Raw genomic sequence first — 14,131 nt, 5'->3', positions numbered from 1 at the left:
CCTTTACGTCGGTATGGAACGTAATTTTGACCGGGCACTGCAATATTTTAAAAAGGCAGTGGAATTAGGGGATGAACAGGCACCGGAAATATACAATATGGTTTTGCAAAATCAACTCATTGAGGAAGGGGTGGAGGCACGTGAGTCGGGTGAATCCGAACTCGCTTATCTGTTATTTTCAGAGGCGGCCCAATATCAGAATCATGTGGCTTTGTTATACTGCGGCATAATGAATATAAGCGGTGAGGGCATGGAAAGAGATCTGGAGAAAGCTCAGGATTATCTTGAGAGGGCAGCAGAAATGGGAAATGAAGATGCTATGCAAATCCTTCAAAAGCTTCCGGGAGAAAAATTGCTGGATGAAGGGCGTATTGCTGTTGAAATGGGAGAATATGAGCGTGCTTTTGCAATCTATGATAAGCTTGCAAAAGCAGAGAGTGCAGATGGTATGTTTAATTTCGGAATCATGTTTGCCCGTGGTGTTGGTGTTGAAAAAGATATGGAAAAAGCGCAGCAGTATTTGGAGATGGCGGCATCAATGGGAAGTGTACAGGCAGCCAATATACTTGAAAAAGTGGGATAGGAATGGTTCTCTGTCCTGAATAGTTTTAAAAGTTAGACAAAAACTGTCCCTATTCTCAAAAATGTATAATGATATGAAAGAAAGTGCTATGAATGAAAATTTGTGGCGCTTTTTATATTGGTATCATAATAGATGAGAAAGTGAAAAAAAGAAACAAAATAATGTAAAAATAGAGTTATGAAACCTGTCTTCGATTGTCGATAGATGTTGAAAAGTTTTTTCATTTCTTCTATAATACATTATGAAAGACTATATCTAAGCAAAAATGAAGGGGAGTTGTGATTATGCGGGAAGATGAAAAACTGAATAATGCGGAACAACAGCTCGAAGAAATAAAGGTGCTTAAAAAGTCTCTTTATGAAAAAAAGGAAAAAGTAGATGATTTTTGGAATACATTTTTGCGTACGGGAGCTATTATACTTGCAACTTTAATTGTACTGGTTTTTTTAGGGATAGCTTGGTTTGTGATGAATAATTGGGTAAAAGGAGAAAGCGCTGCGATATCTGCATTAGGTGAAAATAGATTTTCATTGGCGACTCTGATAGATGAGCCTGCTACAAAACAGGGCGTGTATGATGTCAGCGTAAATGATGAGAGTGCATTAGCAAAGGCTTTAAATAAGTTCTGGCGTGCAGATCGAAATGGGCGTGACGATGATAAGGGAAATCATTATACATCATTTTTGAATTTGCCGAATTTAGTTAAGGGGACATCAACTTTTATAGATAAAGATGGAAATACTTATATTTTGGGTGATTCAGATGGAATTAGCCTTCAGGTGAATTCGGAAAGCAATGTTAATAATACGGAAGAATTTGAACATATTGGACCGGGATCTCGTGGAAAGGTTACTTTCTATATTATTCCCCATATAGACAATTTTGATAAAGTGAAACTATCGGTTTCTCTTAAAGCATTTACGCTGGTCAGAGAAGGAGAGCCAAATGATAAAACAGCAACTGGAAGGGCAGTTCCTGTGGAAAAAACTGGAAATCAAGTATTAATGAATATGCTTCAGGGACACATATTGTTGTTTGCGGGAGCGGACGAGAAAACTGGAAATTATTCAAATCGCATTCTTCCGAAATTAGAGGATGATGGTAGAATCAGTTTTGTATTTGAGAAAGATCGTACTAATACGGCTTGGGAGAAGGATCAGCCGGTACCGATAACCGTGTATTGGATCTGGCCCAGGCGATTTGAAAATATCAAATACTGTGGTCAGGAAGATAGCGTGTTTAAAAGTGAATGTGATAGTCATACTGAGTTATTGCGGTGGATGGATGAGAAGAAAGAATGCGTGGTAAATACAAATGAAATTGATACGACTTCTCTGGTAGCACCATGGGAGAATATGACGAATAAAGAGTTTGCTCAGTGGAGTACAGGCTATAATAAAGGCGATCAGCTTATAGGTGAAAATGTCGCGTATTTTCAGTGGATGATTGAGGCCGAATAGTGAAAGATGGGAGAATAAGGATGGAAGACAAAGAGAAAAGTTTTAATGGTAAACGATGGGTTCCGGCTCTTATTATAGCACTTCTTCTGGTACTGATAGGAATCAGTGTGGCCTGGTTTGCATATTTAAATCGACTTAATACGATTTCAGTTGTTCAGATCCCTTCACGTATTACCATTTCCGGGGCGAATCGTTCTGAGATGCAAAAGATATCTTTGGAAATGACCAGTGATGATACACAGGTTGAAAATAGAGTTACGATTCGACGTGTATTTTGTATTGAAAGTACAGATGATTTCCTTTTAGAGGTTGCACATACAACGAATATACCAAGTATGGAGATTAAAATCTTTCCGGTTTCTAATGAGAACAGTAAGCCGGAAAAGAAGTCAGGAGCTGTAACGGGTTCAGACGCAGGAAAAACATTTTACTATGATCCAGATGGGGAAGAAATTGCGGGAGATTATATTAATAAAGAAGGAAATATTGCAATTCAAGAAAATGATTCTGATCCGCGAAATTTGCACGGTAAGACATACTCTGATGGCGACACAGGAAAGGTGCAGCAGAATGCAGAACCTCTGTATTGGCTTAGTGATGATGTGGAAGAGTTCGATAAAGAAAATTATAGTCGTGTAGGAAAAGCAGGAGATGGAGTAACAGAAATTCATTATCGTTATTATGTTCTCGAATTAAGTTGGAATATTGATAGAGCGGAAACAGATATGGTATATCTGTTGGCGAGTCATAAGGATTAAGATTGAGTCTGGGGTTACAATTGAGAATAAAAAGGAAGGAAAACTATAGGATGAAAAAGAAAACAAAAGTATTAATAATTTCTATCATATTGATACTGATTGCGGCGATAGGGGTGATTGCTGCCTATACAAGCCGTTCCTATGTAAAAGGTGTTGCGACGACTCCAAAGCAGGGGCTCGCACTTTCTTCCGATTACCTTGTAGTTGTTGCGCAGGAAGCGCGCGTTGATAAATATGCAGTCAGAAAGATTCTTTTAGATAAAAAAAGTGATGATGATCAGACTCCATATACATTTTCCTTTTATATACAGAACTCGTCAGACGGATCTGTTAGTGAAAAAGCAATGAGATACACACTTACGGTAGAAGACTTGCCTGAGAATGTAAAAATTGAACGGGATGGAGTTGATATTACCGGTGAAGCAGCAGGTCAGGGGGCAACGGCACCTCTGATGCCGGCATATACAAAAACAACACACTTCTACCAAATTAGCATACCAAAAGATGAGATAAACAATGTGTCAGAGATAATTATTAAAGCAGTACCTGATGCAGATTCGGACAGCAGTGGAAATATGATAGCGGCTAAATTTCAGCCAAGTGTAGCAGGCGTGGTGGCAGGTTTCTCCTATAAAGGGGTATTTATTGACGAAACAGTGAGTAATAAGCCTTCAGACTTTGCGGCTTTTAATTATGAGATTTTGGTATTGAATGCAACAGAACCTCATCAGATGGTTTTGAAATGGGATACCAATTACGTTGAGATTGATCCGTTATTTTTGAATAAAATTGGAGCAGAATCCGGTAACAGTGGTATCGTGGAATTCCCAATGGATGCAGAACATAATAGTTATCTTGTTCGATTTTATCGATTGGATGGGCAGGATACAACGGCTGACTGGCAGAGCAGTTGGGAAAAACTCAAAGGTATCATTACGTTTAAGGAGAAAGAATAGAAAGTATCAGGCATAAGAACTTGGCAGGGGATAGGAAAATGAACAGTAATATGAGAAAAAAAATAATGGCAATCTTGCTGTCCGGAGTGATTTGCGTATCGAATTGTGTTGTTCCATCATTTGCCAGCGAGGCGGCAATGGATCCTGTTGCGGAAAGTGAAACAGACGGAGAAAAAGGAACTGCAGCAGATATAGTGGAAGAAAATCAGGGGGAAGTTGAAAATACAGGTTCGGAGCAAGAGAAAGAAGGCGTCGAATCAGGAACTGAAGTTGAGCAAGGTGGTGAAGAAAATACTGTAGATAATGCAGAAGAAACTATCGTAGATCACACAGTAGAAGATAATGCAGAGGATACAGAAGAAGTTCTGATGACTTTGGCGGCTGATACAGGTACATTTTCAACGTTAGGTGAGTTGAAGAGTTTTTATGATGAATACCAGTCAAGTGGAGGATTGGTAAATGCACTTGATTTTACTAATTATGAGCAGAAAATAATTGGTGCAAATGCGAATGGTTTGATTTTGCTGTCATGTGTGGAGAATGAGTCTTTTGAGGGATATAAAATTAAGTTAAGCGGATTAACCGGTGGTGGTTCTAATTTATCTGCTCAGATTGAGGGATTTCCGGCTTATCATTTTAAAGGACTGGGAAGAAATGGAAGTCCTTTTAAAGGTACGATTACAGTTTCTGATGCAACAACAGTATCTTATATTGATCTGATACTGGATTGTCCGTTTTTTAATGCAATTGACGTGACAAGTGCAAAAATAGAAATAGAAAAGATAACAACAATCAATATTATAACCGCAAGTGAGTCTGTCGTTGCGTTCGCGCAGGAGGTTAGTGGAATTGCTCCAGAAGGTTCCTGGGACAACGTTGAAGTAAGTATTGATGCATATGAACATGTTGATGGGGAATCCAGAAGATACACATATCCGGGTTCATGTATTGGTACGATTCGAAGTGGTACAAGCTTTTCTCTGAAAAAGATTTGGTACAAATCCGCTGCTAAAGTCAATGAGGCGTCAGGCAATGCAGGTTTGCTCTGTAATGAAATAGAAAGCAATGCTACATTTCAGGTCGGTAGTGTAGCGGTTTCAGACAGTGTGAGTATCATAGCAGGCAGCGGTAAAGCAGCGGGTGGACTTGTTGGTGATATTTCTGAAAATGCATCGCTTTCCGTAGGAAACACAGAGAAACTTACAATTGATGGAAATTGGGAAATCAAAGGAAAAGATGCCGGTGCTTTGATTGGAAAAGGAAAAAATGCTACTCTGGATTTGAATGTAGAAGTCAATGGTGCAAAAGTCACTGCAAATGAAGGTTCGGGTTCAGCGGGAGGCATTTTTGGAAGTTATCAACTGACATCAGAAGCCTCAGATGCGGCATTTCACACTTATGATGTGGCAAATGGAACGATTCAGGTGAAAAATGTTGTTCTGGACGCAACAGGCGAAAAATCCTGTTGTGGTGCATTATTTGGTGTGCTTGAACTTTCGAAAGACTTTTCTGTAAATGGTTCAGCAGGTGATGCGGTAACTGTGGCTTCAACAGCCGGATTGGCTATGAGCGGAAGTACTTATGTTCTGAATGGGAAAACGACTTACGGAGGACTTGCAGGTCAGGTTTACGGGACGAACAGTAGTAGCTCTCTGTCTGCATTGAAGATCAGCGGAAATATTTCCGTTTCCAGTACAACCAACGGTGATGTTACGTATTATGGCGGTCTCATAGGTGTGCTTGGAAAGCCGGGCATTGATGATCCCAATAAAAATGGAGCGTATGTTGTAATCGAGAATCAAATATCAACAGACTGTAAGAATAGCGAAAAGCTTGTTTCGGGTGGCCATTATTTTGGTGGTGCAGTAGGCGGTATGTTTTATGATTCTGTTTTGGAAATCGCAGAAAATGCAACGTTTTCACCTAAGGCATCAAACATCAGGTATGGTGGCGGTATTGCCGGTGCTACAGGCAGAAAGAGTACCCTTCGTCTGGCAGGAAAAACGAATCTTACAGGGGTTACATTTACAGCACATGCTGTAGGACAAAGTCCAGGGAATGCTGCAAATTATCGGAATACAAATGGACAGATTGCAGGGGCTCAAAATGCTTCGATCATCTATGCAGCAAAATCATGGACACTGACACGTCCCACAAACCCTGGTGAAATTGACGATATCGGAAATTATGGCAGCGTCATTCGACTTGGAAGAAATATCGGACAGGGCAGCGTAAATCTTCCTGATAAAGGTGGTTTATCGGAGACACTGATACAACAGGATGCGAATACGCACAAAACTTCTTTTGGAATTTCTGCAGCAACACTAAGCAGTGGTACCATTGAAATTCAAAATACAGATCAGTTTGCACTTCTTTCGATTGCGGAACAGACGTATGGTGATTTTAATATATATGATTCGGTGACGAATGGATTTATTGTTGGCGGCAATAAGGTAACGAAGATTGTGCTTAAAGCAGATATTGATCTGTCAAATACAGGCATATCCGGATTGCAGAGGGACTTCTATACTGGCAGCAATGTATATACGGGTGAGTTGGATGGAGAAAACCATACCCTGACACTGGATATTGGACAGTTATATGCTAATAACAGCGAAACAGGCGCGGGAAACGGACAGATTCATGGTCATTCGCAGGTAGGTCTTTTCAGTCAGGCAAATGCAACAATCAGGAATTTGAAAATTGATGGCAATATCAATGTACGGGAACGAGCACTGAAAAATCCAGCTGCAAATCAGACGACTTCGATGGCTGTTGGTGGCTGTGTTGCATTGTCAACAGGAAGCGGAAGTACTTTTGAAAACGTTACAACGAATGTGAACATTCAGTGCGCTGGGGATGGCACAGAGTCTGTCATCGGTGGATTGCTTGGCTTAAAGCAGGGAACCGGTAGTTTTATTTCCATTAGTAATTGCACAGGAAATGCCCAGATATCAGATACGACTACTGCGGGCATACATGCGGTTGGCGGTTTGATCGGTGTCTATGCCGGTGGAGGTACCATTACAGTAAGTGGTACAGCGCTTACAGGAAACATTACCGGCAATAATAATATTGCCGATGCAAAATGTGGAGGTCTGATTTCTGTAATTAAGGATAATGCCGTCAAGATGAATTTGAATAATCTTACGGTCAATGGGCAGACAATTAATAACAGTGCCACAACAAGCAGTGGTGGACTTCTTGGATACGAATGGAATAACAGTGAAGTTTATTTTGGGGATGGAAATTCTTCAAATGTTACAATTCAGGGAGAGAGCAGCGTGAATGTTTCCGGTAATGCCAGTGTCGGTGGACTGGTGTATCTGGCAACCGGATATTGGCAGGTAAATACCCTGAAGCTAAATAAGGCAAATATCCAAAATAAAAGCGGTGATTTAGGCTTACTGATTTGTTATGGGCGAAAAGAATATGTTCCTAATTCAGATGCTGACACACAACTGTTATACGTCGAAGAAACAACGTATGATGGATATCATATTGAGGGTTCTAATATAAGCGTTTCAAGTTCAGGCAGCTATTTTGATGAGTGGGTCGTATACACAGCCAAAGATGCAGAATCCATAATAGATAACGGAAACTCCGTTATTTCCATTGCAACGGAGGAGGAAGGCGGGGAAAGAAAGGGATTCGACCCGACAGATAGTACTTCCACTGGGTATCAGAATAAAACAACCAATCAGGGTACAGAATGGTCGGTAGCCAATCCGAATGCGAGATACTATTATGACCTTGATGATATCCGTGAAAAAGCAAAGACAACAAATGGATATGTAGATACTCCTGGTGAGTCAGTGCTCTGGTCGGTTTGGCGTTACTGTGAAAAAGTTCCAAATGGAAAGGGCAGAATTGTTAACAGCAATATTCAAAATTATTTAAAAACAGCCGATATTGCATCAGAAACGTTTGATGGTAATGGTTTGCCGATTGATTTGACTGGTTATTCCTATTATCCGGTGAATGTGGATGGTGCAAATGTTGAGATTAAGAATTGTACCTTTGTATTTGCAAATCAAATCATTGAAAATGCAGAGGAGAAAACCGGTACCGGATTAGATACGATGAACCGTAAAACTTCTGGTACAGCCCAGGTACATACACAGCATTATCTGATGCACACAGGATTGATTTTCAATTACCTGAATACAACCAAATCAGTATCATCGGCAACTTTGTCTGTAAACAACGTAACACTAAAGGGAACAATTGGAAAAGGACCAGATGGAAATGGCTCAGGAGCGATTGTGTGTGGAACAGTTGAAGGTTCAGGTGTTGGTGGTAACCACTTTGCAAATGTTAAACTCCATACAGTGACTGTGGATAACTTAAGCGTAAATACAGATTTATTAAGTGAGAGTTATGCACCATTACTGATTAATACAGTAGGCAGTTATGGTGGAATTGATGCACAGCAGATTTTCACAGAGAATTATAATTCTGCGAAGGCCGCCACAAGCTTGATTGGGCATGTCGGTAATGCGACTGCGACAAACATTTCACTTGCATTTTCAAATGTAATCGACTTAAATGGAAAAACAGCTGATTCAATATTCACACATGCAACGTTGCTGGAATCATTCCAGTATCTGGCTTCTTCGTCAGGGTATTATCATTTCAACGAAGAAGAAGAATGTACCTACGGAAAAGAAATCAATGGAACGGTTGAGCATAAAGGTGAACAATTATACTATTTTGATACAAGAAATGAAATTCAGGATGGTTCGAATAAAAACTTTAATACTGCTGTTTACTTACCGTATGTTTGTCAGACACAGGTGACGGATTCAAGCAGAGCAGGTACATACCATGAATTGGAAATCAATATTGTAAAGCCGGATTTGGATGAAGGGTGTGGTACATACGACGATCCATATATAATCAGTCAGGCGGAACAGCTTAACTTGGTAGCCCGGTATATCGAAGGTATTGCAACTGCTGGATGGAAAGTGAATATCGTAACCAATGCAGAAAATATAAAGTCAGAGGAAGACGAAAATCACACAAAGTATGAATTTAGTGATCAGAAATGGAAAGTTTCCGGTGCTGCGGATGATTCCGGAGCGAAAAGTGATTCGGAAGTGAGGGATTATTTAAGGAATGCATATTATAAAATTTCTGCTGATCTTACATTGAATAGTTTTTCCGGATTAGGCACGATGGAAGCACCGTTTCGGGGTGTTGTTGAAGGTGCAGATCATACAGTGACCATTAACGCGGAAAAAGTTAAGTCAGGTTTTATTAATGTGAGTTACGGTAGCGTGATTCAAAATTTGAATATTACTTATACGGGAACAAAGACATTGGCAAATACGCAAGCGGCACTGAACAGTAATGCCGTTGCAAATGAAAGCTATTTTGGAGGCATTATCGGTGATGTCAAAGGCGGAGATAACCTGGTTAAAAAGGTTTCGGTGACATATGAAGGTGGCTTTAAAATAAAGGTTCAAAATCATTTACAATGTGTTGGTGGTTTCCTTGGGATTGTTGAAGGTGGCGGTGTTATTTTCAGTGAGATGTCTCAGCCGAAAGGATTAAAGGCGATTCAGGTAGACCCGACTCTTAGTGAAAATGATCGGGCTTACATATCACCGCTTGTTGGTCGGGTTTTGGATGGATTCGTGATCAACGAGACGACGACAGGAGGAACTGCATTTGAAGTAACTGATAGCTCAGATGAAAATTATTCCATTGGAAATGTCTCAAGTTCGGCCTCTTTAGATTGTAACGTATCAGGTAGTGATGTGAAGGCAGAAATTGATAAAGAAGAAGAACTGCTATTGCTTTCGGCGATGATCAACAGCGGTGCCTGCAATGGGGGCTGGTCTTTAGCGTACAAAACTGGAAGTGATGCAAATGCTTACAAGGCAAACAGTGGTAAGGTTCGTAATGCAGATTATTCTCAGATAGGCAATGTGAATGCAGAAAACAAAAGTCAATATTTTGATCCATCACGAAATGATGATACAAAATATCCTGCTGCTACGAATCTTCCATATATCATTAAGAAATATGCAGGAGAAAATTCTGCATTTTGGAATTTGTGTTTGTCCGGATCGTATTATTTGGATCTAAGTATTCAGAAAGATTTGGATATGCGTGGATATAAGAATGGTTACCGTGGAATAGGAGGGAGATATAACTGTACAGCCAGTTCGTCAACAATCAAAGATTCTACGCAAAAAAATCAAACTACTAACAGCCAGTTCCAGAGTAATACACCGGTGTTTGTGGCGATTGATGGCGGAAAGCATATACTGATGGTTGATAATCAGATCAATGGATATTCGGATGACAATTATGTCGCGAATGCAGCCGGAGGACTTGTCAATGTTTTGCGAAGAAAGGTAAATACACCTGTAACGGTTAAGGATTTAACGGTAAAAGGGAATGTAGAGCTACATGATTTTTCGAATCAGCCGAATTCAACGTCAGATAAGAATGCAAGCGATAGATCTTATGCCTCTTCGGTAGGTGGTGTAATTGGAAGATATTTTACGGAAGAAACAGCTGAAACGGCAGAAACTTATTTATTTTTGAAAAATTTAAGAGCAGAAACATTGAACTTATATAGTGATAGTGCAGCAGGTGGAATTGTAGGTCAGACAGGTGTAAAATGTTTTTTCATATTTGGTAATGCTAATAATCAGTATGCATCAGGTGTAACTTATGAGAATTGTGGTTATAAAGCACTAAAAGCAGTATCTTGTCAATCTACCGGAGGCATTGTAGGGGCTGCCTGTGATAATGCAGATTATTACAATCATGGAAGTGCGAATAGTACAAAGATTACAAATAAAATTATATCCACTGGTGAAGGAGATACGAAAATTGTAACAGGGGATGATAGTACTTTAAATGTTTATGCCGACACAGTATCAGCAAGTGGGTGTGGAGGACTTATTGGAAATGCAGGTTCAAATGTTGAAATAAATAAAGACGGATCCAGTACGCTGATTCTTGATAAAATAAAACTTCAAGATTCAACAGTGAGTACGGCTGTATGCCGTACGGGAGGGGCCATTGGATTTTTACATCATGGAACAACCCGAGCGTATAACATCACAGTATCAAACTCAATTTTAGGTAATCAAAAAGATGATAACCTCGGAGGTATTGTAGGCTGTTGGTACTCACCAGAATCTGGTGGCGTAATGGATAATATTGTTATTGATTCTTGTAGCTTGGATGCGGATTTATCAGTTGGAGGACTTGTTGGTTATATTGCGCAGGGAGTCAAAAATATTAGTAATGTTACTGTAAAAAACTCAGAAATACAACAGCGCCGGGATACAGATGGTCGAGGTATCGCTTTAGTTGTTGGTGAAATTGTCGGTGGTGGTATTTTAGGTGAAAATATTCTTTTGAATAGTAATATCATAACTGCGACAACCAATGTGAAAAAAGGAAGGATTATCGGTAAAACTAGTGATTTGCCAATCCAGCTTCTCGGCGTATCGATTCAATATGGTAAGGATAAGAATGGGAATCCGATTGATGTAGCAAGTCAGCCCACAGAGGATATCGGAAGTATTAAATATACTGATTACTCAAATAAAAAAAGTAAAATCTTTATTTCCTATGATGCGTTTTTGACGGATAAGACTGTGGGCAGTGAATTGGCGCAATGGCCTTTTGTGGAAATACCAGGTGTTGGTTTTGAAGAGACGGTTGACACGAATACTACCTATAAGATTACCGGTGATACAGCAAAACCTTATACTATTACAGGTTCCGATTCAGTCACTGGTATTGTGAAAAAAGAGGGAAATGCCTATACTTATATCGGTTCAAAGAAAACCTATCAATATGTCGATCAGGCAAATGTTGACCGGCTTGTTCCGGGTATTGTATCTACATATAATGCCAATCAGGATACAAAAATTGACAAAAATTTTGACGTTATACAGATTGATGGTAGTGCAGCCTGCCTGAAACAATATTTGAATGCGGCGACGAATGGTGCATTTGCTACAGGCGTTGCGATTAGTAAGGAAAGTGCTGCATCGAGCAAAGTTATGACGGTTGATGTAAGCCGGTACAAATGGGATTCTTCCGAAAAAAAATTTGTGAAGGATACAGATGCAAAGCCAACTTTAGTTTACGACAGCACAGACGGAAGCTTTTATGCGACAGCACAGTACGACAACCAAAGTGATATGTTTACACTTGTATCGGTTACATTTAAGACAACATCGACAACGTCAGATAATTATGCGAGAACCTATCATATCCCGGTAGTTGTTCGGCGAATGCTTCAGGTTGACTTTATGGCGACCATGGTAAGCGGAACGGTGTTTAATGCTGCAGAAATGGAAGGTTACAAAACCCATGCACTTGCATCAGCAGGTGAAGAAATTACTGGTTATCTCACTTTTAAATATAACAGCAATCTGAGTGGCTTACCTGCAACATATGATTGGCAGAGTTATATGGAAGGTGGTGCGAATCTTCTGGGATATTATCAGAAGACGATGGACACAGGTTCGGCAAATTTGCCGGCAGGTACACAGATTACCTTGATTGACTGTCAGCAGTCTGAACGGCGATATCATGCAGTTGTTCCTGATGGAGGAAGTCAGTTAGAACTTTTTAACGGGAATAATCTTGTATTTAAACATTCAGATGGTACTGCGTATCAACCGGTGACATTGGCGGAGCTTTTGAAGATAGAAGCCACAAAAATTACGGATTCCGCTTTTGATGGCATCAAATGGGTGGCGCTTACGGAAGAAAATAAAGCTGAGGCAACCGTTGTGGATAAGATTGGAAACTACTATCGACTTTATGATGCCAATAAGGATAGTGCACTTAATGTTACGGATTGTTTTACATTAAAGATTACAGACACAACTCCGGAAGAGAATTACTTTGTTGTCATATCGGTTCCAAATGCAGAAAACCATATGTTGACATTGATTAAATCGGGTGGTGCCACAAAGGGAAGTTTTACCTGGAGTGACACAGAAACCAGTGCGCCGCCGACAGAAATTCACCAGTTGCATCGTTACCAAGATGAAAATACTGGTAAATATACGCAGGTAAGTACAAATGCTTCATCTGAAATTACATTTAACTTCCTGAATAATTACGAGCAGGAATTAAAGGATTTACTTTCAGTAGAAACAATTCCTGTAACAAGTGCGGGTTCAACAACCGTGGAAATGTCGTTTGAACTGCAAAATAAAGTGACGTTCGTGCCGGATAACTATGAAAAATCAGATCCATTATATCAGGAGTTAAGAGTATCGCTTAGGAAAACAACGGATGGTGTTGGAACTGACGTCTATTTTCCGAGTGATACAACAGCGACTGTAGATTTGTATGCTTACTACATAAAAGATGATCAAAAGGTATATTTTGAGGTTGACGAAAATGGTAAGTTGAAAGAAACATCAACGACTGATCCAGAGCATCCACCTGTGGCTGTATCCTATGACTGGCTTGCCGGAAATGACGGAAATATGGTTTTGCCATTTGCAGTTAAAAAAAGTGATGGTACCTATCAATATGTAGATCTTTCACCGATAAGAATTGCATCAGAAAGTCAAAAAACTTTCTATCTTGAAGCAAAGCTTCAAAAACCGATATCAATCGGTATCAATTCGATTCTTACAAATGACATGTTACCGGTGAGAGAGAATCCGGAGAGTAAAAATCAGACGAATATGTATTTTACATCTGTTTTATCATTTAAAGAATCTGGTCTTTCATATAGTACATTGCGTAAGTCGGTATCAGGAAATAAAGGATATTATCTGAATGACAAACGTGAGGCTGTCTTGAAACTGGACTATCTGAATGTGGATCAATTGGGTATCAATCTGAGTGATGAACATTCCGGTGAAATAAATGCAATGCTGACGCTGGATTTTTCAGGAGCAGAAGGATTTAATACCAATCTTTCAAAATTTGCAGCATTGAATGATGCAGATTCAGTTGTATTTTATTTTTCATTGAGGCAAAAAGGCCAATCTGGATTGTCCAGTGAGGACTATGGGGATGTGACCATAGGAGACTATTTGACAGATATCAGTATCACTGGACGTAGGAGTGACAGAAACTTTAGGATTGAGGTGAGTAAAAACGCAGAGGGAGGTTATCCATATTATAATGAAACCTCCGGTGTGTTTAGTATCCCGATAACGGTTAAAGTCAATACAACAGATGTTAAACAATATGCAAATTACCGTATATATGCATCGGCGGATATTATGAAAGGTGGACAATCTCAGGATTCGGCTATCAATGAAGAAAATGCATATATTACGTATACAATTGCAAAAATCAATATTAATGGTATTTGGTCAAAACCAACAGAAAAGCCATAGGGAATGAGCTGGAGAGCCAAAAGGA

5 protein-coding genes are annotated in these 14,131 nt (G+C 39.7%); all 5 read left to right on the top strand.

What is annotated here, in order from left to right:
• The first annotated feature begins 13 nt into the window (after positions 1-13).
• The 5 genes from ACQRCC_RS08990 (at position 14) to ACQRCC_RS08970 (ending at position 14,106) form a co-directional block, all read left to right on the top strand.
• Positions 14-583, top strand: a complete 570-nt coding sequence (locus tag ACQRCC_RS08990; RefSeq protein ID WP_427850480.1) for a hypothetical protein — start codon at positions 14-16, stop codon at positions 581-583.
• Positions 584-867: 284 nt separating this feature from the next.
• Positions 868-2,043 (top strand): hypothetical protein, encoded by a 1,176-nt coding sequence (locus ACQRCC_RS08985; RefSeq protein WP_427850479.1) that lies wholly within the window; start codon positions 868-870, stop codon positions 2,041-2,043.
• 20 nt (positions 2,044-2,063) lie between these two features.
• A complete protein-coding gene (locus tag ACQRCC_RS08980; protein WP_427850478.1) occupies positions 2,064-2,801 on the top strand; it encodes a hypothetical protein in 738 nt (245 codons plus the stop codon).
• A gap of 50 nt (positions 2,802-2,851) precedes the next feature.
• A complete protein-coding gene (locus ACQRCC_RS08975) occupies positions 2,852-3,757 on the top strand; it encodes a hypothetical protein (RefSeq protein WP_427850477.1) in 906 nt (301 codons plus the stop codon).
• Between the two features lie 38 nt (positions 3,758-3,795).
• A complete protein-coding gene (locus ACQRCC_RS08970) occupies positions 3,796-14,106 on the top strand; it encodes a hypothetical protein (RefSeq protein WP_427850476.1) in 10,311 nt (3,436 codons plus the stop codon).
• Positions 14,107-14,131 lie beyond the last annotated feature (25 nt).

It is taken from the genome of Sporofaciens sp. SGI.106 (genome assembly GCF_050314255.1).
In the GTDB taxonomy this organism is placed as follows: Bacteria; Bacillota; Clostridia; order Lachnospirales; family Lachnospiraceae; genus Claveliimonas.
The sequence above is the reverse complement of the archived record's forward strand: the minus strand, read 5'-3'. Positions and strand labels throughout refer to the sequence as shown.

Excerpts from the sequence above, each read along its gene's own strand:
- ACQRCC_RS08970 (WP_427850476.1), top strand. The coding sequence starts at position 3,796 with ATGAACAGTAATATGAGAAAAAAAATAATGGCAATCTTGCTGTCCGGA.
- ACQRCC_RS08990 (WP_427850480.1), top strand. The coding sequence starts at position 14 with ATGGAACGTAATTTTGACCGGGCACTGCAATATTTTAAAAAGGCAGTG.
- ACQRCC_RS08980 (WP_427850478.1), top strand. The coding sequence starts at position 2,064 with ATGGAAGACAAAGAGAAAAGTTTTAATGGTAAACGATGGGTTCCGGCT.
- ACQRCC_RS08985 (WP_427850479.1), top strand. The coding sequence starts at position 868 with ATGCGGGAAGATGAAAAACTGAATAATGCGGAACAACAGCTCGAAGAA.
- ACQRCC_RS08975 (WP_427850477.1), top strand. The coding sequence starts at position 2,852 with ATGAAAAAGAAAACAAAAGTATTAATAATTTCTATCATATTGATACTG.